The following is a 24,765-nucleotide window of genomic DNA, read 5'->3' on the forward strand; positions in this document are numbered from 1 at the left end:
GAAACCGTCGAGTCAGTCGGCGGCGTCGCGTAGCGATCGGGAGTGCACAGGGGTCGAGGCGAGCGTCCACGAAATCACGCGAGAGAGGAGAAGTGAGACTGACGAACGGAGAGAGGAGATACGTGAGAGAGGAGGAGAAAACGTTCGACCGACGACGTGATACCGTCGCTCAATCCGCGTTCTGGAACTGTCCCGTTCTCCCGTTCTCGTTGCTGCGGCGTGTCCCCCGAGTCTCGGTCGGCGGCCGGACGAAGAGCGCGTGGCCGATGATCCCGATGGTGACGGCGGCGGCGACCGGCAGGGCTTGCGTGAGCGCGAGACTCGTCTGCATCAGCCCGCCGGTGAATCCGAAAAGCGTCAGCGGGATGAGACCGAGCACGTAGTCGTAATACCCTGGCATAATACAACGCGTACTACGTGGGTATGTGTTATAATTGTTTCCCGTAGCTGACGCCGATAGTCCGCTACACCACTACGATGGTTCTCTATAAGTTATAGGCGGCGCCCACACGACGAGACTCGGGCGGGAGAAAACCCCCGGGGAGGCGTCGACATCGGTGCGTTGAATTGTTCGCTCCTCCGACGGGGAGACGTGAACTCGAACGATCGGTCGATCGTCGCCCTGGTGATGCTGGCCCACGGGATGGTGCACACCTACGAGCTTTCGATCCCGATCTTCGTCTCGATCTGGCTGACCGAGTTCGACGTCCTCTCGCTCGGGTTCGTCGAGGTCGGAGTGACCGAAGCGACGCTCGGACTGGTCGTGACGGCGGGGTACGGCCTCTTCGGCGTGGGGGCGCTCCCCGGCGGCGTGCTCGTCGATCGGGTCGGCTCCGCGCGGCTCATCACGCTCTGTCTGTTCGGGATGGCCGGCTCGTTCGTCCTGCTGGGCCTCGCGCCGAACCTGCTCGTCGTCGCCCTCGCGCTGCTGCTTTGGGGCGCGGCCGCGAGCGTCTACCACCCGGCGGGGCTCACGCTCCTCTCGAAGGGGGTCACAGAGCGCGGGACGGGCTTCGCCTACCACGGGATCGCCGGCAACGTCGGCACCGGGCTGGGGCCGCTCCTGACCGCGATTCTCCTGCTGTTCGTCGACTGGACGGTCGTCTCCGTCCTCCTCGCGCTCCCCGCGCTCGCCGCCGGCGCGTACGCGATGCGCGCGCGGTTCGACGAGACGGCGGCCGTCGACGCCGTCGACGACTCCGTAGACGATTCCGACGGCGACTCCGTCGGCGACGACAGGGCCGGGACGGGAGTCGCGTCGCTCGCGGAGTTCGGCGTCGAGAGCCGGCGGCTCTTCGCCGGCGCGTTCGCGCTCGTGTTCGTCGTCGTGATGGCCTCGGGACTGTACTACCGCGGCGTCCTCACGTTCCTGCCGAACCTGCTGGAATCGCTGCCGGGGTTCGAGCCGATCCCGCTGACGTCGGCGCTCCCGGCGCCCGTCACCGACGCCCTCGGCGTCCAACCCGACTCCGAGCGCGCGATCAACCCCGAGCGGTACTTTTACTCGGGACTGCTCATCGTCGGCGTCCTCGGCCAGTACCTCGGCGGAAAACTGACGGACAGGATCCCCGTCGAGGCCGGCCTCGCGGGCGGATTCGGCCTGCTGGCGCTCCTGGCGCTGGTGTTCCTCCCGGCGGCGAACGCCGGCCTCGCTCCGCTCCTCGTCGTGGGCGCCGTCCTGGGCTGTGCGCTCTTTCTCGTCCAGCCGTTCTACCAGGCGACCGTCGCGGAGTACTCCCCCGCGGGGACGCGCGGGCTCTCCTACGGCTTCACCTACCTCGGCGTGTTCGGCGTCGGGGCGCTCGGCGGGGCGATCGCCGGGACGATCCTGACCTACGCGACGCCCGCGGCGCTCTTTCTCACGCTCGCCGCGTTCGGTGCCACGGGGTCGGGCGTCGGCGTCTACCTCCTGCGGCGGCGTCGGGCAGTCTGAAACACCGACAGAAGACACTTACCCGAATCCGCCGACGTCCGGTCGTGAGCCCTCCCTCCACCGCGCGGAGACGCGAGCTCCTCACTGCCCTCGGTGTCGCGGCGGCGACGACCGCCGCGGGCTGTCTCGATCCGACGCCAGCGAGCGAGACGCCTGACGGGGCTTCGTCCTCGATCTCTGGGAACTCGGCATCGACCGAAACCGGCAGTCAGACGACTGATACCGACGTTCGGACGACCGATACCGACGTTCCGACGGGCGCCGATGTCAACTCGCCCACCGCCGCGACGCCCACCGAACCGCCCAGGGACGGACCCGACCCATTCTACGTCGAGAACCACGCTCCGGGGATCGCTGTGTGTCGCTGTCAGTGCGAAACGCGGACACCGAGGAGGTGGTCCTCGACGGCACGTACACCGTGCCGGGGGCGAAGGGAATCGCCTTCGAGTCGATCGGCGTCGTCGGCGAATCCTTCGTCGTCGAGGCGATCCTCGACACCGGCGAACGGGTGGACGAGGACTGGGAGGTCCGCGTCTGCCCGCCGGAGTTCCGCGGAACCGGACTGAACAACGCGGGACTGCTTCGGATCGACGACGACGTCAGGGTCGTGAGCAACGAGTGCGATTTCGTCGTCGTCGACAGGCCGGAGACGTACGAGTGGGATCCGGAAGAATCGAACTGTACGGGGTGAGAAGAGGGGCCCGCGCCGACCGGCGCGGACGGCGTGAGCGCGGTCACCCGACGACTTTGAAGAAGACCCACCGCCCCACGACCAGCGCGACCGCGCCGGTGAGGAACATCACGACGCCGAACGAGACCTGGAACCCGCCGGGGAACAGCGACGACGCGCGGAGCGCGAACCCGACGATCGAGGCCGGGATCCACGCGCGGACCGCCAGCGGGATCGCCGCCTTCGCCGACTCGGCCGCGCCGGCGGAGTACGCGCCCACGAGCGGCGCGGCGACCGCCCAGCCGACGAGGAACGGGACGAGGGTGAGCAACCAGCCGACCGGTGCGGTCGTGAGGTAGTCGACGCCGTTGTGGTTGACGACGCCGATCGTGAGCACGGCCGCGAGCGCCAGCACGTCGACGACGGCGAGGGGTGCCGCCCCGGCGTCGATGCGTCGAGCGAGGAACGACTCCTCAGAGGTTGACATACGCGAGGATTCGGACGCTCCCTAATGGCTCTCTCGGAATCGATCCGCGACCCCTTCGGCTCCGGACATCGCCCCGCTTCGATCACTCTCCCGACGGAACGCGTCCCACGACCACGTACTCGAACCCCTCGCGGACGATTCGCGCGTCGAACCCGGCCGCCGCGAGCGACTCACAGAGCCCCTCGGGGTCCCAGAACGTCGAATCGAACCCGACCGCTCGCTCGGCGGCGACCAGCGCCCTGCCGCGGACGCCACGCGGGTGGAACTCCTGGACGACGAGCACGCCGCCCGGGGCGATCACCCGCGCGGCCTCAGAGAGCGCCGCTTTCGGATCCGGAAGGTGGTGCAGCGCGTCGACGACGACCGCGGCGTCGACGGCGTCCTCGACGATCGGCAGCCGGCCGGCGTCGCCGCGGACGGCCTCGTGACCGGCGTCGCGGGCGCGGGCGAGCATCCCGGCGGAGATGTCGACGACGACGGGGTCGATCCCGGCGCGCCGGAGTCCTCGCGAGGCGCGCCCGGTGCCGCCCGCCAGGTCGAGCACCCGTTCGATCGGTCGGTCGGCGAACGCGAACCCGTCGCGAAGCGGGCCGATCCGCGCCGGCGGCATCGCGACGTCGTAGATACGAGCCAGTCGGTCGAAGAAACGGACGTCGCCGGGACCGAAGCGGGAGGACATACCCCGCGGTTCGACCCTGATCGAAAAGGACCTGTCGCCGCGTGAGACCCGGACGTCGCACCGCCGGACTCTTGCGCCCGTCCGTCGTAGGCACCCGCTATGGAGTTCGTCGTGCTCGGGTGGCCGCCGGACGGGCCGACCCTTCGGTTGGACTACCGGAACTTCGCCTACGCGGGAAAGTTCGTGATGTCGAACACGGGGAAGGCGGTGGTCCGCGAGCCGAGCGACCGCGAGGCCGGTTCCGCGGCCTCCGACGCTGCCGACGACAGCGACGCCGTCGATTGCGATCCCGACGACGGCAACCACGCCGCCGACCACGAGCCCGAAGCCGACGACGACTACGCCTCCGGCGTCGTCGCCGCGCTCGCGTTCAACGCGGACCGGACCGACGACGCGACGCTTTGGTACCGCTACGTCACCGTTCACGCGGCGGCGAAGGGCGAGAGGCTCGGTCCGCGCCTCGCGGCGTTCGTCGCCTCGCGGGCCGTCGAGCGGGGGTACGAACGACTCAGAATCGCCGTCAACAACCCCTTCGCGTACGAGGCGATGTACAAGGCCGGCTTCGAGTGGACCGGCGAGGAGACGGGGGTCGCGGAACTCGTGCTGGAACGGCGCGCGGAGGGGACGCCGGCGACGAGGCTTCGCGGGGCCGACGCCGGGACGTACCGATCGGGGCTGGATCGGTTCCGGGAGCGCGACCTCGGCGACCCGGAGGCGTCGTTCCTCCGCGACCGGGTCGGTGCCGGCCTCCCCGATGCGTGCGATCCGCCCGAGGCGTAGCGCCACCTCGGTTCCGACGTAGTGCCGACTCCGTTCCGACACACGCCGCCTCGGCCCCGACGTACCCTAACCCCGCTCCGACGTCGCGCCAACCCCGAGGATTAAATCGACGGCCGACCGAACGCACACCGATGGGAAACGCAGATCTACGGAGTCTGGCGGTGCTCTCGGACGTCTCCTTCGAGGAGGTGGCGGGCAGCGTCGTCGCGGTCGACGCGCACAACTGGCTGTATCGTTACCTGACGACGACGGTCAAGTTCACCCGCGAGGAGGCGTACACGACCGCGGCGGGCGACGAAGTGGCGAACCTGATCGGCCTCGTCCAGGGGCTGCCGAAGTTCTTCGAGCACGACCTCGTTCCGGTGTTCGTCTTCGACGGCGGCGTGACCGAGCTGAAAGACGAGGAGGTGGCCGAGCGACGCGAGGCGCGAGAGAAGGCCGAAGAGCAGCGGAAGGAAGCCGAAGAGCGCGGCGACGCCGTCGCCGCCGCGCGCCTGGAGGCCCGGACCCAGCGGCTGACGGACGTGATCCACGAGACGACGCGCGAACTGCTCGAACTGCTCGACGTGCCGATCGTCGAGGCCCCCGCGGAGGGCGAAGCGCAGGCGTCGCACATGGCGCTCCGCGGCGACGTCGACTACGTCGGCAGCGAGGACTACGACACGCTGCTTTTCGGCGCGCCCTACACGCTCAGACAGCTGACCTCGAAGGGCGACCCCGAACTGATGGACCTCGACGCGACGCTCGCCGAGCACGACATCACCCGCGAGCAACTCGTCGACGTGGCGATCCTCTGTGGGACTGACTTCAACGAGGGGCTCTCCGGCGTCGGTCCGAAGACGGCGCTGTCGGCGGTCCGCGAGCACGGGGACCTCTGGGCCGTCCTCGACGCGCGCGAGGCGTACATCGAGCACGCCGACCGGGTCAGAGAGCTCTTCCTCGATCCGCCCGTGACCGACGACTACGCGTTCGAAACCGACATTTCGCCGGACGTCGACGCCGCGCGGGCGTACGTCACCGAGGAGTGGGAGGTCGACGCCGACGAGGTCGCCCGGGGGTTCGAGCGCATCGAGTCCTCGCTGGTGCAGACCGGCCTCGACGAGTGGACCTGAGCACCTCGACGATCGCTCGTCTCTCGGCGGAGCGCCCGTCGTGGCGACGGAACGACCCCGGTAACTCAAACGCGCATTCGACCTTTCCCAACCGGTTTAGTGTCCGCTTTCGAACCTAGCGTGAATGCGTCGCCGCCGTTTCCTCTCGGCTGCCGCCCTCACGCTCGCCCCCTGAGCGGTTGCGCGACCCTCCCGTCGAGCGGCGGATCGGAAACGCGAACGCCCGAGCCGCTTCCCACCACCGGCGACGGCGGGCTCATCGAGTTCGACGCCGGCGACCCCTTCGACAGTCGGCGCGTCGGTGAGCCCGCCGACGCGGCCCACCACCGAGTGGTCATCTGGAACGACGACGCCGACAGTCGCGACATCGGCGTCCGGCTCCGCCGACCGGAGACCGACGAGGCGCCGCTCGACGTGGCACCGACGTTCCCCGCGTACGGATCCCTCCGGATCGACGTGTTCCGCCGTGCCGACTACGTGCTCCGCGTGGACCCGCCCGACGGGACTGACCGGAGGCTGGGCGTCCGACGGGACTTCGTCGACTGCAACGACTCGGCGACCCACGTCGCCGTTCGACCGGACGGCAGCGTCAGAGCCCGCGTCGTCTCGACGGCTCTCGCCTGCGACGTCGCCTCAGAATCGGGCGAGGATGCCCCGACGACACCGGAGGGAACTCCCGCCTCGTCGGTGTAGCGGGTATCCGCCTCGCCAACGCAGCCAGCGTCGAACGCGCAGCGCGCCGGTCGAGGCGCCGATTCGGGTCTGCGCGGTAGCTTTTTGTCCCGTCGCGGTCCCTCGTTCGGTATGTCCGTTCTCGGGATGGGTCGCTCTCGGCTCTCGTGGTGGGCGGTCGGCCTCGCGCTCGGAGCGGCGCTCTCGTACGTGGTCTACTCCTTCGTCGGCACCTTCGTCTTCGGGCTCTTTCTCTACTACTCGACGCGGCCGATCTACCGCCGGATCAAGACGCGGATCCGACCGCCCAGTCTGGCCGCGGCGGTCTCGCTTTTCCTCCTGGCGTTGCCCGCGCTCGCGCTCGTCTCCTACACCGGTGCGATCGCGGTCAGCGAACTCATCCGGCTGACCAACGAGGGGCTGTTCGACCTCTCGCAGTACCCGATCTCCGCGGAGCAACTCGCGAGGCTGACCGACGTCGAACAGGCGCTCGAGTTCGAGCTCGACGCGATCACCGTGCCGCGGATCCAGCAGCTGTTCTCGTCGATCGGTTCCGCGGGCAACGTCGTCGCCTTCCTCGGAATCGGGCTCGTTCACCTGTTCGCGATGATCGCCTTGGCGTTCTACCTGCTCCGAGACGACCGAAAGCTCTCGCGGTGGGCGCGCGCCCGCGTCGCCGACGACAAGGGCGTCCTGGAGGCGTTCCTCGGGGCCGTCGACCGCGATCTGACGAAGATCTTCTTCGGGAACATCCTCAACGCGGTCCTCACCGGGACGATCGGCGTCATCGCCTACACGCTCTTGAACATAATCGCACCGCCAGGCGTGGCGATCCCCGCCGCGGCGCTCGTCGGGCTTCTCGCCGGCGTCGCGAGCCTCGTTCCGGTCGTCGGAATGAAGCTGGTCTACGTCCCCGTGACCCTCTATCTCGCCGCCACCTCCTACCTCGCGGACCCGACGACGCTGTGGTTCACGGCGGTCTTCGCCGCCGTGTCGTTCGTCGTCGTCGACACCATCCCGGACCTCGTGCTCAGGCCGTACATCTCCGGACGCAACCTCCACGTCGGAGCGGTGATGATCGCGTACACGCTCGGGCCGCTGCTGTTCGGCTGGTACGGGATCTTCCTGGGGCCGATCATCCTCGTGCTCGTGGTGAACTTCGCGCGGCACGTGCTCCCGGTGTTGATCGCCCGCGAGTCGCTCGTCCCCTACGCGGTCGATCCGGGCGTGGACTCCGCCGTAGATCCTATCGGAGTGAGTCCAGCGGACTCAGAGGTCGCCGTCGACGAGCCCGTTCCGGGGCCGGAAGACGGCGAAACGGCGTCGAATCGAGACGAACGTTCGGCGACGGAGGGCAGATCGCCGAGTGGCGGCACCGAGACGGACGGCGGAACGCAACGCGAGGCGGCCGCTAGCGGGTTCGAGTTCGGTGTCGACCTCTCCGAACGCTCCTAGAAACCGGTTCGATCAGTCGTCGATGCCGTCGAAGGAGACGTTGATGTACGTGCTCTCCCAGTCCTTCCGCGCGGCGATCTCGCGGCGGCCGCGACGGGTGAGCGTGTAGTAGTTCGTGCGACGGTCGCGCTGTCCCTTGTCGACGAGGCCCTTCTCGACCAGCGTGTCCAGATTCGGGTAGAGCCGGCCGTGGTGAATCTCCTTCTCGTAGTACTCCTCGAGTTCCTCTTTGATCGCGAGACCGTGCGGTTCGTCGAGGCCGGCGATCACGTACAGCAAGTCGCGCTGAAATCCTGTCAGGTCGTACATCTGCTTATTCTACTCGTATATTAGTGTTCTCCAAAATAAACATGTCGACCTCTGTTGTGGGCTGAATACCCGGTAACGTGGTGAGCAGCGACGGAGTACCAATGAAGGCTCGACATACATATCTATCATTTTACGTCTTCGCAGTCAGTATACGAATATGTCTATACGAATACAAAATTCGGGGGACAGGACCGCCGGACGCGCTCGGAAAAACACGGTCAGCCCCGCCCCGGCGACGCCCCGAGTCCGCGGAAGGACGGGCGAATACGCCCTCTCGATGGTCGTGTCACTCCCGGGTTCGTTAGTACGCGAAAAGGAAGCAAGCCGCGTGAAAAACGCGGATGCTTGCCGCCCTGAATTGGTCCCCGCTGACGCTTCGGCCCTCCAAAGCGAAGCGTCACTTGATCCTTACCGACTGCTGTACATAAATATATCGGCTGCGACGAGCCCCCGTCTCCGAGCGCTCCCTCCCGTCGCGACGCGCTTTTCTCTCTGGGTGGATAGATGAGCGTATGCGCATCCGTGGTCGCCGCCGCTGCAAGGACTGCGGCCGGGAGTGGTCGTACTACGAGACGGGGAGCGTCACCTGTCCGGACTGCGGGAGCCTGCGGAGCGTCGGCGTGGGTGAACGGGAGCGACACACCGACAGCGCCGTCGAACTCGATCTCTCCGAGCACCGCGCCGCGCTCGGCGAGCACACCGACATCGACGACGTCGCCGACGAGTTGAAGACGACGCTGCGGGACTACGTCCGACAGCGGGGGTTCGTCCGCGGTGGGGAGCTGCTGACGGTCGACGACACGGTCCTGGCGGCCGCGGAACTGCTTCACGCCGTGGACGTTTTCGAGCGAACGCGCGATCCCGACGAGGCGACGCGCCTGTACGTCCTGGGGTTGCTCCGCGGCGCCGACGACGGCGAGCGTCCGGCCCCGTCGGCGGTCCCCGATCCGATGACCGACGCGCGCGGGCTGGCGTACGCGTCGGTGCTCTCGGAGTTCTGCTCGGACCTCGGCACGTGGCTTGACGACAACCCGGATCCGGCCGCCAGCCGGGTCCGCGAGACGATAGACACCCACGTCACGCGCGTCGAGGCGGTACACGGTGACGTCCCGGTCGAATCCTCCGAGGCGCTCGTCACCGCGTCGCGGGAACTCGTCGCGTACTTGACCGAGGACGACGAAGCCGCGCTCTCGACTGCGCGCGACCGACTCTCCCGGCTCGGGTGACGAGGGTCGGAACGGCCTCCGACCGGGCCGCAGGCCGACGGCAATCTCTTTGTCCGGTGCCGATCCACGTGTTCGTCGATGGGCGATCAGTTCGATCAACACGCCGTCAGACACCGGATGAAGCTCCTCCGATCCGACGGCGACGTGACGCTGTATGAGAACCGAGACGGGGTCGAGTGTCCCGCCTGTGGAGATCCGTTCTCACGAGTCCTGCTCACCGAGCGCCGATCACACTCGTTCGACCTTTCGGAAACGGCGCGACTCTGCGTCTCTCGCGAGGAGGACCGGCTCGTGGTGTGTACACACGACCGCTGAGGCCCCGCCAGGTTTCCAGCGAATCGATGGACAGCCGCGACTTCCGGAGGGACCGTACCAACCCGGAGAACCCGAAACGAACCGCGAGTGCGCCGAGCCTTCTTATGCGATGACGGGACCACACCGCGCGTGACCTGAACTCGGGCCGCGACGGTCACGGCGGTGCGCGGCGCGCCGTCGCGGCGACTGGAAGATGCGCCGCCTGTTCGCCCCCGTCGTCAGCGACGTCGCCGTCTCGCCGGGACCGACACCCCGAACTCAGCCCTTGATGTTGCAGACGGGGAACGTCCGGGCGACCTTGTCGCCGATCCCTAATTCGTCGGAGACGCGGACGACCTCGTCGACGCTCTTGTAGACGCCCGGGGCCTCCTCGGCGACCGTCGCGCCCGATTGGGCCTTCACGTAGATCTGCTCCTGGTCGCGGAGTTCCTCCTGGACCGTCTCGCCCCAGTACTCGTTCTTCGCCTGCGTCCGACTCATCGTCCGTCCCGCGCCGTGCGCCGTCGAGCCGAAGGACACCGCCATCGACTCCTCGCCGCCGCGGAGGACGTACGAGCCCGCCCCCATGCTGCCGGGGATGATGATCGGCTGTCCCACGTCGCGGTAGGCGGCCGGTAGCTCCGGTCGGCCGGCCGGGAAGGCGCGCGTCGCTCCCTTCCGGTGGACGTAGAGCTCTCGCTCCGCTCGATCCACTGCTTCGTCGGGAGCCGCGGGACGCCCGTCGGCGTCGACGCCGACCTCGTGGACTTCCTTCTTCCCGATGTTGTGCGCGACGTCGTAGAGCAGTTCCATCTCCATCGACTCCCAGTCCCGCTCGAAGACGCGCTCGAAGACGCGCCGGGTCCGGTGCATGATGAGCTGTCGGTTCACCCACGCGAAGTTGATCGCCGCGCACATCGCGCCGTAGTACTCCTCGGCCAACTGCGAGCCCGCCGGCGCGGCCGCCAGTTCCTTGTCGGGCAGCTCCGCGAGGAGGTCGCCGTGTTCCCGTTCGATCTCTCGGAGGTAGTCCGTGCAGATCTGGTGACCGAGGCCGCGGGACCCGCAGTGGATCAGCACGACGATCTGATCGGCTTCGAGTCCGAACTCCGTCGCGACCTCCGGTCGGAAGATGTCGGTGACGCGCTGCACCTCCAGGAAGTGGTTCCCGGAGCCGAGGCTCCCGACCTGGTTCTTCCCGCGGTCCTTGGCCTTCTGAGAGACCGCGTCGGGGTCGGCGTCGGGACGCATCCCCTCGTCCTCGCAGTGGGCGAGGTCGTCCTCGACGGCGTAGCCGTGTTCGAGCGCCCAGTCGACGCCCCGGTTCAGGATCGATTCGAGCGTGTCGCGGTCGGACTCGACGATGCCGCCGCCGCCGAGTCCCGACGGCACGTTCGCGAAGAGCGCGTCGACGAGTTCCTCCTCGTGACCGACGACGTCGTCGTAGGTCAGGTTCGTCCGCATCATCCTGACGCCGCAGTTGATGTCGTAGCCGATCGCGCCCGGCGAGATGCAGCCGGTCTCGACGTCCGTCGCGCCGACGCCGCCGACGGGGAACCCGTAGCCCTGGTGGCCGTCGGGCATACAGATCGCGCGGTCTGCGATCCCCGGGAGGTGCGTCGCGTTCCGGAGCTGCTGGAGGGTCTTGTCGTCGCCGATCTGTTCGAGCAGCGCCTCGCTCGCGAGCACTCGTGCGGGGACGTTCATTCCGCCTTCGCGGGGGATCTCCCAGACGTGCTCGCGGACCCGTTCGAGGCGGACGCCGTTGTACTCGAGGACCTCGGGGTCGTCGTGATCGCTCATATCTCCATAGACGACGCCCCGCGAGGAAAGCGTTCCCTTCGTGACCGCCTCCGAAGGGCGGCGGAGCGGCCCGCTACTCCTGGTAGGCGATCCGGACCTGCTCCCACTTGTTCTTCGACTCCAGATGCGTCTGCAGCGCGTCGGCGTACTCCTGGGTCAACCGTTCGGCCGCGGCGATGCGCTCTCGGTCCGATCCCCCGCTCGTCCCGTTTCCGAGCCCGAGCGCACCCTTGATTTGATCGACGACGCCGCCCGACGATCCGCCGGAACTGTCGTCTCCGGGCGCACCGCCCATCTGCGCCATCTGCGATTGGATGTTGTCCAGCTCCGGCATAATCTGCGGGAGCTTCTCGGTGTCGGCGACGATCCGCGCCTGCTCGGGATCGTCGGCGTACTCGATGTCCAACTCGGTCGCGGTCATAATGAGTCCCCACTCCTGACTCGAGAACTCCGAGTTCTCGACGCGGTCGGTGAACTCCCGATCGACAGCCATCCGATCCCCGACGATGCTGTCGGTCCAGTCTGACATACGCTCCCGTAGGTCAGTCGTCGGTTTGAGCGTTTCCCTCACGGTCCGTCTGGACCGTCGAGGAACGCGTTTTTATCGACGGAGATCAGGGAGTACGTATGGATCGGTACGACCTCCTCTATACGCTCTACGAGGAGTACGAGACGGACACGCTGCGGGATCTCCAGAACTTCGTCGATCTCTTTCCTCCCGTCGACTCCCGGGTCGCACTCGAGTACTGGGAGGACGCGAGCGACGAACTGGCCGACCGGAAGGGCGACATCGCCCAGTCGTTCGCCGCGGGTGAAACCCTCGCGAACATCGCCGCCCGCGCGACCCGCGAGCAGACGTTCACCGCCCTCGACCTCCACTCGAAGTACGGTCGCTCGGTGAACGCGCTCGTGCTCGACGTCGACGAGACGCTGCGGTCGGCCGGGCAGACGGACAACGAGATCCCGCGAGAGACGCTGCACCTCCTGACGCAACTGCACGAGACCGGGGTCCCGATCGTGATCTGCACCGGACAGACCCTCGAGAACGTGAAGGGATTCATGATCCAGGGCCTCGGAACCGAGCTGGTTCACTCCGGATCGTTCAGCATCGTCTACGAGGCGGGGACGGGCGTGTTCACGCCCGGACACGGGTCGGACACGAAGCGGCTGCTGTACGAGACGCTCGACGAGGAGATCCAGGAGGTCTTCTCGCTGGTCCGCTCGCGCGTGCTCACCGCCGCGCCGGGGGAGCTGCGCCGCTCGCTGCACCTCCAGGGCAACGAGTTCAACGTCACGCTCAAGCCGAACTTCGACGTCGGCAGCGACGCCGCCGCGGAGGTCATCGACCGGGGGCTCGTGTACCTCATCGACCTGCTCGGCCGCGCCGTCGCCGAGACCGTCGAGGGCGTCGACGACGTGGGGATCGAAGTCCGCGACGTCGACGGCGACGGGCGCGATCGCCCGACGGGTTGGGCGCGGGCGTACTACGCCGACGCCGACCCGGAGATCGCCGACGTGCTCGCCGCCGAGGACGCGACCCCTGACTGCGACGTCGAAGTCGTCCCGGAGCCGATCCGCGAGCGGTTCGACCGGATCGACGTCGGATACTACCACGCCGACGCCGCCGAGATCGGCTCGCTGGACCTGGACAAGCCGACGGGCGTCGACGAGGCGCTGGACGTCCTAGAAATCGAGGACCCGTTCGTGCTGGTGATGGGCGACAGCAAGTCCGACCTCCGGGTGATGGAGTGGGCCGAGGAGGCCGACGCCGGCCTCGCGGCGGCGCCGCGGCACGCCTCGGAGTCGGTCCTCGAACACGTGCGGTCGACCGACGAACTGGTGTACGAACCCGGCGACGCCGGCTCGATCCTGCGGACCGTGTCCGTGTTGAACCAGCTCTCGGAGTGGTGAGGTCGACGCCGCCCGCTCGGGGACCGTCTACGTATCTGCGTCGTCAGGGATCGTTTCGGCCTCGTCGTCCGCGGCCTCGACCCCGAAGTAGCCGGGTTCGTCCCCGACCGGATCGTTGATCACCAGCTCGTCGGCGTGCACCATCAACCAGGGGATCGTCCAGGCAACGACCCGCTCTTCGGTGTCGGCGTCGAGTTCAACGTCGGGGTCGAGGCCCTGGAGGAGCCGCGCGATCTCCGGAACGGTGTACATCAGCTCTGGGTCGAGAACCTCGTCGGGGTCGTACAACCGGTAGGGGTACAGCGTCTCGAACGCGTCCTTCGGTCGGGGCATACTCCCCTCTCGTCGGCGGGACGGAAAAGTTCCGTCGGGTCCGTTCGGCCTTCGGCCTCACTTCCCCGACGACTTCCCACTCGTTTCACTCGCGGGAATTCCGTCGGGTCCGCCCTGCCTTCGACCTCACTTACCCGACGACTTCCCACTCGCTTGATCGCCGGCGCGCAGCGCCGGCTTCCAGCGGGACCGAATGTCCCGCCCGGATCGCGGGAATCTCGTCGGATCCGGCCGTCGACGACCGCGTCGTCGCGACGGTCGAGGTCGCCCTGAGGACTCGCCAGCGGACGCCCTCGATCCCACGACCGCCCCCGACGACTGTCCCCGCCGTCCGTCCGCTGCCAGTCAGTATATGTGTCCGCCCTCCCTGGATCGGGTATGCGAACTGTGGACGCCGCCGGACTGGAGATCGGCGACGAGCATCCGCCGCGGATCATGGGAGTCCTGAACGTCTCGAAGGAGTCGCCCTACGACCCGAGCGTCTTCGACGACCCGGGGGAGGCCGCCGCCTACGTCGATCGGGAACTCATCGACCAGGGCGCGGACATCGTCGACGTCGGCCTGGAATCGGCGAACAAGCGCTTCGAGGTCCTCTCCGCCGAGGAGGAACTCGACCGGCTCGACACGGCGGTCGAGACGCTCGAAAGCGTCTCCGGCGACGCCGTCTTCTCGATCGAGACGCGGTACCACGAGGTCGCAGAGGAGGCGCTCTCGCGGGGGTTCGACATGGTCAACGACATCTGCGGGTTCGCCGACCCGGAGATGCCGCGCGTCTGCGAGGACCACGACGTCGCGGTCGCGAAGATGGCCTCGCCGCCGGATCTCACCCGCCCCGGCGCGGTCGAGTCCGTGGACTGGGCGGCGCGGAGCGCCGCCGAACGGGAGCGTGGCCGCGGCTACGCGGACGACGTCTACGACGCGCTCTCGCTGAACGGCTTCACCGACAAGACGCTCCTCGACCCGGCCTTCGGCGGGTGGTCCGAGGAGAAGACGACCGAAGACGACCGGGAGACGTTCCGGCGGCTCCGAGAGTTTCGGGGGTTGGGGTACCCGATCCTCGTCTCGATCAACCGGAAGAACTTCCTCCGGGAGGTGACCGGCCGCTCGACCGAGGAGGCGCTGCCGGTCTCGCTGGCGGCGACGTCGATGGCGGTCGAGCGCGGCGCACACGTGATTCGGACCCACGACGTCGAAGAGACCAGGGACGCCGCGTACGTCGGCCACGAGTTCGCCCGCTCTCGACTCCGGGGGACGACCGACGGCCGCGACGCCGGCGACGTGTCCGTCGAGGAACTCGACGTGACGACGACGCGGGAGGCCGAACGACACCTCGACCGCCTCGGCGCCGAGGAGTCGGTCGCCGGCGACGCCGTCGTTCGCGTCGTCGAACTCTCCGAGCTCTCGGATCCGGCCGTCGGCGCCCTCTCGGCCGCGGCGGCGGAGACCGGCGTGACCGTCGTCGCGGACGGGTCGGCCACCGAACGGGTCGCTTCCGCCGACGGCGGCGAACCCCACGCGGGGCGCCGCGTCCTCCTCTTCGGGACCCCGAGAGGACTCGCGGGACTCGAAACGGCGGTCGGTGACGGGGCCGGTTCCGAGGCTCTCTCCGACGCGCTCGGGATGATCGCGGCGTCCGTCGACTGCTGAGCGGCTCGGACCCCTTCCGATTCCGACGTGTAGCGACGTCTCCCACCCCGACTCTCGGACGGATGTATCGATTTCCCGCGTCAGACACCGCCTATCCACTGTCGGATTCGATTCAACACGGGAAAGCTTATGACAGATCGATTGAAACCGGACAACTGGAAGCCGGAAGGGCACGCGGGTAGGGGTACTTGGTGCCATTCCGGCTCACGCCGTCACGACCGTGAGCGACAGCTATCGGAACGGTTGCGATCGAGTACTCGCCCGATCGAACGGCCGCGTGCGACCGAACGAGCGGACTCCCCATACGCCATCCCATGAACTTCGAACGCTGGAACCCGATCTACGAATCGATCCTCCGTGACTTCGGCTACCCCAGAGACGGCGACGAGCGCGCCCGCGACGTCGTCGCCGCCTACGCGGAGCCGTTCGACTTCGACCGTCTCGACTGTACGGGCGACGCAGTCGCCGTCGTCGGGGCCGCGCCGTCCGTCTCCGAGGAGGTCAACCGCGTCGCCGACGCCGACCGGACGTTCGCCGCCTCGACGGCCGCGGACGTCGTTCGCGACGCCGGCCACGACGTGGACCTGATGGTGACCGACCTCGACAAGAACCCCGAGACGGCCCGGGAGTTGACCCGCGAGGGGACGCCGGTGGCGGCGCACGCCCACGGCGACAACGTCCCGCTGGTCGAAGAGTGGCTCCCGCGGCTGGAGACGGCGCACGTGCTCGCGACGACGCAGGCCGCCCCCGTCGACGCCGTCTACAACTTCGGCGGCTTCACCGACGGCGACAGGGCGGCGTTCATCGCCGACGCGCTCGGCGCCGCGGAACTCCGATTCGTCGGCTGGGACTTCGACGATCCGACCGTCGACCCGGCGAAGGCGAAGAAACTCCGGTGGGCCGAGCGACTGCTCCACTACCTCGAACGGCGTCGCGGCGAGCGGTTTTCGGTTCTGGACGGCCGGCGCGGTGGGATCGATCCGATCCCGCTCGACCCGTCCGAGGACTGACACTGATCACGCTCACTCTTCACTGCCGAGCGTCACCCCCGTTGTCGGCGCTCGGCGGGAAGAGACGAGGGTACTCAGTACGACGTCGTCCCGACCCGATCTGCCGACACGTTGACGGCGGGGGCGTCCCTCCCCCCGGTATGCAGATCCACTGGCACCGGCGGGACCTCCGGCCGGCGGACAACCGGGCGCTGGCGGTCGCGGCCGGCGGGGCGCCTCCGGACGATCCCGGCGCCCCCGAAGGGGAAGAGCAGAGCGGCGAGCCGACCCCCGTCGAGGACCTGGGGCCCGTCGTTCCCCTGTTCGTCTTCGACGACGCCGTCCTCGAACACGCCGGCGACGCCCGCGTGCGGTATCTGCTCGACGCGCTCGCGGAACTGCGCGCGTGGTACCGCGAGCGCGGCTCGGACCTCGTCGTCGCCCGCGGCGATCCCGTCGAGGTCCTCCCGGAACTGGCCGCCGAGTACGACGCCGAGCGGGTCGTCTGGAACCGGGATTACTCGGGACTCGCCCGCGAGCGCGACGCCGGGGTGCGCCGGGCACTCGACGAGGTCGACGTCGACCGGGCGTCGTTCCACGACGCGATCTTCCACGAACCCGGGTCGATCACGACCAACGACGGCGAGCACTACTCGGTGTACACGTACTTCTGGAAGAAGTGGCGGGACAGAGAGAAGCCCGACCCGCTTCCGGCGCCCGACGCCGACGCGCTCGCTGCCGTCGACGGCGGCGATCTGCCGAGCATCACGGGACTGGGGTTCGAGGAACCCGAAGCCGATGTGCAGAGGGCTGGAACCGACGCGGCCCGCGACCGGCTCGAAACGTTCTGCGCGGACGGGATCTACCGTTACGACGAGGACCGGGACTATCCGACCCGCGACGGCGTCTCCCGCCTCTCGACGGACCTGAAGTTCGGCACGATCGGGATTCGTGAGGTGTACGCGGCGACCGCCGACGCGAGAGAGCGCGCCGCGGCCGAGGAGGCCGAGTCGGTCGAGGAGTTCCAGTCGCAACTCGCCTGGCGGGAGTTCTACACGCACGTGCTCTTTTTCAATCCGGGGGTCGTCTCAGAGAACTTCCGGGAGTACGAGAACGACATCGAGTGGCGGAACGACCCCGACGAGTTGGACGCGTGGAAACGCGGCGAAACCGGCTATCCGATCGTCGACGCGGGGATGCGGCAGCTGAAAGCGGAGGCGTACATACACAACCGCGTCCGGATGATCGTCGCCTCGTTTCTCACGAAGGACCTCCGGGTCGACTGGCGGGAGGGCTACGACCACTTCAGGGAGTTCCTGGCCGATCACGACACCGCCAACGACAACGGCGGCTGGCAGTGGGCGGCCTCGACGGGGACGGACGCCCAACCGTACTTCCGCATCTTCAACCCGATGACCCAGGGCGAGCGCTACGACCCCGACGCCGAGTACATCAAAAAGTACGTGCCGGAACTCCGCGACGTCGACCCCGAACTCATCCACGGGTGGCACGAACTGTCGCCGACGCAGCGCGCGCGAACGGCCGGGGACTACCCCGAACCGATCGTCGATCACGGCGAGCGGCGGGAGGCTGCGCTCGCGATGTTCGAGGCCGCCCGAGGGGAGGAGTGACGGCGATCGGGACAGTCGCGGTCCTCACAAAAGGTGCGGTAACCACCCACGGTTTCGCGCCCGGTCGAACGTACCGTGTTACCACACCTCTCTTAACGTTTAACAGGAATCCGACCGTGTAGTGGAATGGAGGTTCAACATATGAGCTACGAACTCGATCCCCTTCCGTACGACTACGACGCCCTCGAACCGCACATCTCCGAACAGGTCCTCACGTGGCATCACGACACGCACCACCAGGGCTACGTGAACGGCTGGAACGCGGCCGAGGAGACGCTCGAAGAGAACCGCGAGGCGGGCGACTTCTCCTCTTCGGCCGGCGCGATCCGGAACGTGACCCACAACGGTAGCGGTCACATCCTCCACGACCTCTTCTGGAACTCGATGTCGCCGGAGGGCGGCGACGAGCCGACCGGCGCGCTCGCGGACCGAATCGAGGAGGACTTCGGCTCCTACGAGGCCTGGAAGGGCGAGTTCGAGGCCGCGGCGTCCGCCGCAGGCGGCTGGGCGCTCCTCGTCTACGACTCGTTCTCGAACCAGCTGCGCAACGTGGTCGTCGACAAGCACGACCAGGGCGCGCTCTGGGGCAGCCACCCGGTGCTCGCGCTGGACGTCTGGGAGCACTCCTACTACCACGACTACGGTCCGGCCCGCGGCGACTTCGTCGAGAACTTCTTCGAGGTCGTCGACTGGGAGGAGCCCAGCGCCCGCTACGAGCAGGCTGTCGAACTCTTCGAGTAAGCGACGGTACGCGGCGACGCGCGTCGTACACCCCGGATTTTTTTGACGGTCGCACCCCGGAGCCGTGGCTGAAATCTGGATGTGAGTCTTGGGTATGCTTATGCCCCCCGGCGGACAGGAGAGGGGTATGGCCCTCCAACTCGGCCGGACGTTCAGCGACGGCATCAGACGGGTTCTCACCCGAACCGGCGGCGCGCTGTTCGCGGCGCTGCTCGCCATCCAGTTCCTCGTTCAGACCTCGATCAACACGGCGGTGCTCGGGTTCGTCCCGCCCGAAGCCTCGGAGCAACTGCAGGGGATGCTCGGGCTGACGCTCCCCGTCTCGGGGACGGTCGGCGCGCTCCTCTTTCTGCTCGCGTTCGTCCTTTCCTCTATGTACTTCGTCGGGCTGTCGCGGGCGCTCACCCGACCGATGGACGAACTCTCGACCGTCCCCGCGACACTGTTCACCCGACGTCTCGGACGCGCCACGCTCTCGATGCTCGTCGGCGGCATCGTCGTCGGGATCTCCGTCTCGATCGGGATGGCTATGCTCTTTCTCCCGGGGATCTTCCTCGCCGTCTGCTTCCTGTTTTTCATCTTCGAGGTCGGCGTCGAGGACCGCGGCGTCGTCGACGCGCTCAAGCACAGTTGGGGACTCTCCCGCGGGAACCGACTGAAGCTCGCCGTCGTCGTGATCCTCGCCGGCGTCATCGGCGGGGTCGTCGGCGCCGTCGGCGCTCTGTTCGACCTGGTGAGTTCCCCGCTCGTCGCGGAAGTGGTCACCAACACGCTCAGTAGCCTGCTCTTCGTCGTCCTCTACGGCATTATGGCCGCGGCGTATCTCCAGGTCCGCGACGCCGGCGACGGCGGGTTCTCCGGCTCCGAAACCGCCGGCACCACGGAACGCGGCGTCGGAACCGAAGGGCTGTAGCGGTCTTCACCCCGCGCGTCTCCCGGCTACAGCGCCCCGTCCGACGATCCGACGGTCGTGGTACCGCGACCCTCACAAGCCTTATCCCTCGACGGGGTTTACGTTTGTTTGCAATGGCAAACGGTAAGGTTGACTTCTTCAACGACACTGGCGGCTACGGTTTCATTTCGACTGACGACTCTGACGACGACGTGTTCTTCCACATGGAGGACGTCGGCGGTCCGGACCTCGAAGAGGGGCAGGACGTCGACTTCGAGATCGAATCGTCCCCCAAGGGACCGCGCGCGACGAACCTCGTCCGTAACTAACACCGGCTTCAGCCGTCTCACGACGGCGGTAGACGGAACACAATTTTCCCGAGTTCACTCGGGTGATTTCGACGCCGACGAGCCCTTGGTCCGCAACTCGGAGTGAGTTCTCGACCGGTCGTATCGGGGAGAGAGTCCGAAACGCTCAGTTGTACGGCCGACGTTCGACCGCCCGTGACTGCCGAGCGCGACACGGACGAGCGCGGCGACGACCCCCGCGACCGAGACGCACGGGAGCGGGAGGCCCGAACCGGCGTGTTCGTCGTCTCGACGGACGCCGAACGCCGGGACGCGTTCTCGATCCGCCGGGAGGTCTTCGTCGACGAACAGGGCGTCGACGAGGACGTCGAGTGGGACGAGCACGACGAACCCGGGGCGGACGCGACCCACTTCGTCGCCTACGACGACGGCGACGTCGTCGGCGCGGCGCGGTTCCGGGCCGTAGACAGGGACCCGGGGCGCGGTCCGAACGCGGGCGACGCCGACGAATCAGCGACGGGCAAGGTCGAACGCGTCGTCGTCGCCGCCGACAGACGCGGCGAAGACTGGGGTCGGCGCGTGATGAACGCCGTGGAGTCTCACGCTCGCGAGGAGGGGTTCGATCGGCTCGAACTCCACGCGCAGACTCCCGTCCGCGGGTTCTACGAGACGCTCGGCTACGAGGCGTACGGCGACAAGTTCGAGGAAGCCGGGATACCGCACGTCAAGATGGCGAAGCGCCTGTGAGGGAGTTCTCGACCGCGTTCCGATCACAGTCCCCAGAAGAACACGATCCCGCCCGTCGTGACGACCGTCAGGATCAGTTGGAGCGGCGCACCGACGCGCGCGAAGTCGGTGAACTTGTACCCGCCCGGACCGTAGACCATCAGGTTCGTCTGGTAACCGACGGGACTGAGAAGCGGCGTGCTGGCGGCGAACGTCACCGCGAGCGCGAACGAAAAGGCCTCGACCCCGAGCCGGTTTGCGACTTCGACGGCGATCGGGAGCATCAACACGACGCTGGCGTTGTTGCTCACCATCTCGGTGACGAGCGCGGTCCCGAGATAGAACGTCGCGAGCATCGCAACCGGCGGGAGGACGGCGCTCACGGCGACGATGGCCGTCGCGATCAGATCAGCGGTCCCGGAGGCCTCGAAGGCGATTCCGAGGGGGATGACCCCTGCGATCAGGAAGATGACGTCCCAGTCGACCGCCTCGTAGGCTTCTTCCGGTCTGAGGACGCCCGAGAAGAGCATCGCGACGACGCCGGTGAGCGCGCTCACCATAATCGGGAGGTACTCGAGGGCGGCCAGCCCCACGACGCCCGCGACGATGCCGAGTGCGACCGGGATCTGTCGACGGTCGAACTGCTCCCAGCGGCCGTCGCTGGAGACGATGACGTGCGTGTCGGTCCGGAGCCGATCGAGAACGTCCTCGTTCGTCTGAACCAACAGCACGTCGCCCGCCTGCAGATCGACGTCCCGGAGTCGCTGTCGGATGACCTCGTTCCCCCGACGGACGGCGAGTACGGTCGCGTCGTACTCCCGTTCGAATCCGGCGACGCCGCTGCGACCCATCGACCACCGCCGCGGGAGCAACACGACCTCCGTGAGCGAGGTTTCTCGTTCTCTCTCCGTCGACGCCCCCTCCTCCTTGGCCCCGTCGGTCGACGCCTCTCTCCTCTCGGTCTCGTCTCCCGGCTCCCCTTCGCCCGTGGCTTCCATCGCCGCCGCGTCCGCGTCGCTCGCGGTCGGGTGCCACGCGTGACGGGTCGGTGAGAACCCCTCGGGAAGTTGCTCGCTGTATTCGCCCGCGGCGTCGACGAGTTCCGGAAGCAGTTGGAGGGAGTCGTCCTCGATGATCTGTTCGAGGGTTTCCTGGCTCGCTCTCACCGAGAGGATGTCGCCGGCTCTGATCCGCTCGCTCGGGAGGCCGCGGACCACGGTGCGACCCTCGCGGACGATCTGGAACACGTCGAGATCGAGGTCCCCGCCTCTGACCTCTCGGACCTGTGACCCGACGAGTTCGGAATTCTCGCGGACGACGACGTCGGTCAGGTAGTCCGCCATCCCGAACCGGTCCGTCGAGGTCCCCTTCGGGGAGATTCGCGCGGGGACCAAGTACCGACCGAGAGTCAGGAGGTAGACGATACCGACCGCGAGAACGACGACGCCCAGTTGCGTGAACTCGAACAGCGAGAACGGCTCCGCGCCCGGGCCGCCGATCTGCGCCCAGATGTCGCTGGCGAGCAGGTTCGTCGACGTCCCGATGACGGTGAGCATGCCGCCCAGCATCGAGGCGAACGAGAGCGGGATGAGTAACTTCGAGGGCGACGTCCCGGTCTTCTGCGCGAGGTTCGTGACCGCGGGGATCAACACCGCCACGATCGGGGTGTTGTTGACGAAGCCCGCCGTTGGCCCGGACAGTCCGACCGTGGCGAGCAGCTGTCGCGATTCGCTGTCGCCCGCGAACGACTCCATCTTGCGGGTGAGTATCTGGATGACTCCGGTCTGTCGAACTCCCTCGCTGAGGACGAACATCGCGAGTACGGTGAGCGTCGCAGGATTCGAGAACCCGGATACGCCCTCCTCCGGGGAGACGCCGGTCCACGGCCCGAGGAGGATGAGCGCGACCATCAGCGCGATCGCCGTGGTGTCGATCGAGACTGGTTGCCACACGAACAGGACGAGGGCGGCGGCGACCACCGCAAGCACGACGAGCACGTCGACGGAGACGGGCAGTTCTGCGAAACGCTGTTGGAGAAGCGCGGAGTGCGACAGCGATAGTCCGCCTCCGATGTTCGGAACCACGGGAGTTACGTACCGTTCCGACGACATCGACATAGTAGTACGGTTCCGCCCCCTCTCCGTATAGTGCTAGCGGCGGTGGGAAGACGGGGACTGACCCCCTCGGGTTTATTACCGATGACGCGGCCACCGTCGCCGTGACGTGAGACTCACCCCGCGTCGGGCCGCGGTTGCTCGGCACGTCGGCGCGGGACGAGGTCGGGGACGTCGTGGTCGGGATCGACACCGACGTCGACGCCCCCGCCTGCGGGTGCCGACTGTTCGCCAGAATCAGGTCAGTCGCTTCGAGACGTACGGCCCGTCCTGGTGGTAGCCGAGCTTCTGCCGGTAGTACTCGCGCGCGCCGATGCCGGAGATGATCGCGAGCTTCCCGTAGCCCGCGTCGGCGGCGAGTTCCTCGGCCCGGCGGATCAGCCGTCGACCGTAGCCCCTGTGCTGCCACTCGCCCTCGCCGCTGCCGATGCCGGCCTCGCTCCCGTAGACGTGGAGCTCGCGGACGATCGCGGCGTCCGCCAGTTCCCGACGGACTGGATCGTTCGGGAACCGGAGTCGACAGAACCCAACCAGCAGGTCCTCGACGGGGTCCTCGAACGCCAGGAAGTGCTCGGTGCCGCCGGCGACGTCGTAGGTCGTCGCGTTCAACTCGACGCGCTCGGGGTCCGGGTCGGCCTCGTTCATCCCGGCCTCGCGGGCGCGGATGTCCCGGATCTCGATTCCCTTCTCCTCGGCGCGCTGTGCGGCGAGCTGTCGGAGGTTCGACTTCCAGACGCCCGCGTCGATGAAGTCCGCGGGGATGTCCCGCTGGACGCGCTGCAGCCGCGTGTACTCGGGGATCATCCCCATCACCTCGCTCACGATCTCTGCGGCCTCCTCGTTCCCGAGGGGCTCGAATTCGTCGCGGCGCCACTGGTCGTAGACGCGCGTCCCGCGGACGACGAGCGTGGGGTAGATCTTGAGGTAGTCGGGGCGGTACTCCTCGCGCTCGAACAGCTGCCGGAAGTCCTCGAGGATCATTTCCTTGGTCATCCCCGGCTGCCCCGGCATCATATGGAAGCCGACCTTGAACCCCGAATCGCGGAGCCGGCGGTTCGCGTCGATCGAGGCCTGCACCCCGTGACCGCGGTGCATCTCTCGGTTTATCCGCTCGTAGGTCGTCTGGACGCCCACCTCGACCTTCGTCGCCCCCAGATCGAGCATCCGATCGATCTGTTCGGGGTCGCACCAGTCGGGCTTCGTCTCGAACGTCGTCCCGATGTTTCGAATCTCCGCCGTCTCGTTCTCGGCGATCACGTCCTCGACGTAGCGGAACTCGGTCTCCTCGGGATCGGGTTTGAACGACTGATCCTCCGCCGGTTCGGGTTCGCTATCGAGGTCGTAGTCGTTCAGCGCCTCCAGCGCGCGCTTGACGAACCACTCCTGGTAGTCGTGACTGCGCGCGGTCATCGTCCCGCCCATCAGGATGAGTTCGACCTTGTCGACGGGGTGGCCGATGTGCCGCAGCTGTTCGAGGCGGAGCGTCACCTGGCCGTAGGGGTCGTAGTCGTTCTGTTCGCCGCGAGCCGCGGCCGGTTCGTGGCCCGTGTACGACTGCGCGGAGTCGAACTCCGAGGCGGGCCCGCCGGGACAGTAGAGGCACTTCCCGTGCGGACACATGTGCGGCGACGTCATTATCGCGACCGGTGAGACGCCCGAGGCGGTCCGAACGGGCTTTCGCTGGACGACCTCTTTGACCTCCTCGCGGCGGCCCTGCGGGGCGTGCCGGAGGATCTCCGCGTTCTTCGGGACCTTCGGCGAGGAGTGCGTCGAACAGGCGTCGAGCTTCGCCGACTCTAGGTCGTCGCGGCCGACGTCGCCGTCGAGGATCCGCCCGACGAGGTCCTCGCAGGTGCGTCGGAACGCCTCCGTCTCGGCGGGGTCCGGATCCGACTCGGCGTCCGCTCCCGAATCCGGCTCGGCGTCGGTGCTCACCGGTGGATCACCTCCTCCGGTCGCGGCGAGGGGCGGTTCATTACCAGCTTCTCGTCCCGTTTCGGGGTTAAGCGTGTCGCTCCGGGCGGTCGGACGCAACAAAAAGAACCGCGGTCGA

Annotated in this window: 25 protein-coding genes; 16 read left to right on the top strand and 9 right to left on the bottom strand. The window is 67.7% G+C overall.

Features of this window, described 5'->3' with window-relative positions:
* Positions 1-169: 169 nt before the first annotated feature.
* Positions 170-400 (bottom strand): hypothetical protein, encoded by a 231-nt coding sequence (locus DV707_RS08090; protein ID WP_103992067.1) that lies wholly within the window; start codon positions 398-400, stop codon positions 170-172.
* Positions 401-628: 228 nt separating this feature from the next.
* Between DV707_RS08090 and DV707_RS08095 the strand changes: the two genes are divergently transcribed.
* Both DV707_RS08095 and DV707_RS08100 read left to right on the top strand, forming a co-directional pair.
* Positions 629-1,933: an MFS transporter gene (locus DV707_RS08095; RefSeq protein ID WP_200820913.1), complete on the top strand. Its 1,305-nt coding sequence runs from the start codon at positions 629-631 to the stop codon at positions 1,931-1,933.
* A gap of 358 nt (positions 1,934-2,291) precedes the next feature.
* Complete coding sequence (locus DV707_RS08100) at positions 2,292-2,624, top strand: hypothetical protein (RefSeq protein ID WP_136361828.1); 333 nt, start codon at positions 2,292-2,294, stop codon at positions 2,622-2,624.
* Between the two features lie 43 nt (positions 2,625-2,667).
* Here the strand turns inward: DV707_RS08100 and DV707_RS08105 are convergent, their stop codons facing one another.
* Positions 2,668-3,090: a DUF3054 domain-containing protein gene (locus tag DV707_RS08105; protein WP_103992070.1), complete on the bottom strand. Its 423-nt coding sequence runs from the start codon at positions 3,088-3,090 to the stop codon at positions 2,668-2,670.
* A gap of 82 nt (positions 3,091-3,172) precedes the next feature.
* Complete coding sequence (locus tag DV707_RS08110; protein ID WP_103992071.1) at positions 3,173-3,769, bottom strand: class I SAM-dependent methyltransferase; 597 nt, start codon at positions 3,767-3,769, stop codon at positions 3,173-3,175.
* A gap of 99 nt (positions 3,770-3,868) precedes the next feature.
* Here DV707_RS08110 and DV707_RS08115 point away from each other — a divergent pair, with 99 nt between their 5' ends.
* The 4 genes from DV707_RS08115 (at position 3,869) to DV707_RS08130 (ending at position 7,788) form a co-directional block, all read left to right on the top strand.
* Positions 3,869-4,549, top strand: a complete 681-nt coding sequence (locus tag DV707_RS08115) for a GNAT family N-acetyltransferase (RefSeq protein ID WP_103992072.1) — start codon at positions 3,869-3,871, stop codon at positions 4,547-4,549.
* 131 nt (positions 4,550-4,680) lie between these two features.
* Positions 4,681-5,661, top strand: a complete 981-nt coding sequence (fen, locus tag DV707_RS08120) for a flap endonuclease-1 (RefSeq protein ID WP_103992073.1) — start codon at positions 4,681-4,683, stop codon at positions 5,659-5,661.
* Between the two features lie 120 nt (positions 5,662-5,781).
* Complete coding sequence (locus DV707_RS08125; RefSeq protein ID WP_136361829.1) at positions 5,782-6,354, top strand: hypothetical protein; 573 nt, start codon at positions 5,782-5,784, stop codon at positions 6,352-6,354.
* A gap of 111 nt (positions 6,355-6,465) precedes the next feature.
* Complete coding sequence (locus tag DV707_RS08130) at positions 6,466-7,788, top strand: AI-2E family transporter (protein WP_103992075.1); 1,323 nt, start codon at positions 6,466-6,468, stop codon at positions 7,786-7,788.
* A 12-nt stretch (positions 7,789-7,800) separates the two neighbouring features.
* Here the strand turns inward: DV707_RS08130 and DV707_RS08135 are convergent, their stop codons facing one another.
* Positions 7,801-8,097 carry a PadR family transcriptional regulator gene (locus DV707_RS08135; protein WP_103992076.1) on the bottom strand — a complete coding sequence of 99 codons (297 nt, stop codon included), beginning with the start codon at positions 8,095-8,097 and terminating at the stop codon, positions 7,801-7,803.
* Between the two features lie 512 nt (positions 8,098-8,609).
* On the opposite strand from DV707_RS08135, the gene DV707_RS08140 reads away from it, so the two are divergent.
* Both DV707_RS08140 and DV707_RS08145 read left to right on the top strand, forming a co-directional pair.
* On the top strand, positions 8,610-9,323 hold the full coding sequence (locus DV707_RS08140) for a DUF7117 family protein (protein WP_103992077.1): 714 nt from the start codon (positions 8,610-8,612) through the stop codon (positions 9,321-9,323).
* Positions 9,324-9,401: 78 nt separating this feature from the next.
* A complete protein-coding gene (locus DV707_RS08145; RefSeq protein WP_103992078.1) occupies positions 9,402-9,638 on the top strand; it encodes a DUF7385 family protein in 237 nt (78 codons plus the stop codon).
* Between the two features lie 258 nt (positions 9,639-9,896).
* Here the strand turns inward: DV707_RS08145 and DV707_RS08150 are convergent, their stop codons facing one another.
* On the bottom strand, positions 9,897-11,420 hold the full coding sequence (locus DV707_RS08150; protein WP_103992079.1) for an RtcB family protein: 1,524 nt from the start codon (positions 11,418-11,420) through the stop codon (positions 9,897-9,899).
* A gap of 73 nt (positions 11,421-11,493) precedes the next feature.
* A complete protein-coding gene (locus tag DV707_RS08155; RefSeq protein WP_103992080.1) occupies positions 11,494-11,949 on the bottom strand; it encodes a DUF5799 family protein in 456 nt (151 codons plus the stop codon).
* Positions 11,950-12,047: 98 nt separating this feature from the next.
* Between DV707_RS08155 and DV707_RS08160 the strand changes: the two genes are divergently transcribed.
* On the top strand, positions 12,048-13,331 hold the full coding sequence (locus tag DV707_RS08160; RefSeq protein WP_103992081.1) for an HAD family hydrolase: 1,284 nt from the start codon (positions 12,048-12,050) through the stop codon (positions 13,329-13,331).
* Positions 13,332-13,358: 27 nt separating this feature from the next.
* On the opposite strand, the gene DV707_RS08165 is transcribed toward DV707_RS08160, so the two are convergent.
* Complete coding sequence (locus DV707_RS08165) at positions 13,359-13,664, bottom strand: DUF5827 family protein (RefSeq protein WP_103992082.1); 306 nt, start codon at positions 13,662-13,664, stop codon at positions 13,359-13,361.
* 378 nt (positions 13,665-14,042) lie between these two features.
* Between DV707_RS08165 and folP the strand changes: the two genes are divergently transcribed.
* From folP to DV707_RS08200, 7 genes are all read left to right on the top strand, one after another.
* Positions 14,043-15,311: a dihydropteroate synthase gene (gene folP, locus DV707_RS08170; protein ID WP_103992083.1), complete on the top strand. Its 1,269-nt coding sequence runs from the start codon at positions 14,043-14,045 to the stop codon at positions 15,309-15,311.
* 314 nt (positions 15,312-15,625) lie between these two features.
* A complete protein-coding gene (locus DV707_RS08175; protein ID WP_103992084.1) occupies positions 15,626-16,321 on the top strand; it encodes a 6-hydroxymethylpterin diphosphokinase MptE-like protein in 696 nt (231 codons plus the stop codon).
* A gap of 140 nt (positions 16,322-16,461) precedes the next feature.
* Positions 16,462-17,931, top strand: a complete 1,470-nt coding sequence (locus DV707_RS08180; protein WP_103992085.1) for a cryptochrome/photolyase family protein — start codon at positions 16,462-16,464, stop codon at positions 17,929-17,931.
* 141 nt (positions 17,932-18,072) lie between these two features.
* Complete coding sequence (sod, locus tag DV707_RS08185; RefSeq protein ID WP_103992086.1) at positions 18,073-18,672, top strand: superoxide dismutase; 600 nt, start codon at positions 18,073-18,075, stop codon at positions 18,670-18,672.
* 127 nt (positions 18,673-18,799) lie between these two features.
* Entirely contained in the window at positions 18,800-19,585 is a 786-nt protein-coding gene (locus DV707_RS08190; protein WP_103992087.1) for a hypothetical protein, read from the top strand.
* A 113-nt stretch (positions 19,586-19,698) separates the two neighbouring features.
* The gene (locus tag DV707_RS08195) at positions 19,699-19,893 is read left to right on the top strand and encodes a cold-shock protein (RefSeq protein ID WP_049984818.1); all 195 of its coding nucleotides are present in this window, start codon (positions 19,699-19,701) and stop codon (positions 19,891-19,893) included.
* Positions 19,894-20,148: 255 nt separating this feature from the next.
* Positions 20,149-20,619 (top strand): GNAT family N-acetyltransferase, encoded by a 471-nt coding sequence (locus DV707_RS08200; protein ID WP_200820914.1) that lies wholly within the window; start codon positions 20,149-20,151, stop codon positions 20,617-20,619.
* Positions 20,620-20,642: 23 nt separating this feature from the next.
* On the opposite strand, the gene DV707_RS08205 is transcribed toward DV707_RS08200, so the two are convergent.
* Together DV707_RS08205 and DV707_RS08210 are read right to left on the bottom strand one after the other, a co-directional pair.
* Positions 20,643-22,613: an SLC13 family permease gene (locus DV707_RS08205; RefSeq protein WP_394337410.1), complete on the bottom strand. Its 1,971-nt coding sequence runs from the start codon at positions 22,611-22,613 to the stop codon at positions 20,643-20,645.
* A gap of 336 nt (positions 22,614-22,949) precedes the next feature.
* The gene (locus DV707_RS08210; protein ID WP_103992089.1) at positions 22,950-24,647 is read right to left on the bottom strand and encodes a tRNA uridine(34) 5-carboxymethylaminomethyl modification radical SAM/GNAT enzyme Elp3; all 1,698 of its coding nucleotides are present in this window, start codon (positions 24,645-24,647) and stop codon (positions 22,950-22,952) included.
* Positions 24,648-24,765: the final 118 nt, after the last annotated feature.

The organism is Halobellus limi, from assembly GCF_004799685.1.
GTDB classification, from domain to species: Archaea; Halobacteriota; Halobacteria; order Halobacteriales; family Haloferacaceae; genus Haloquadratum; species Haloquadratum limi.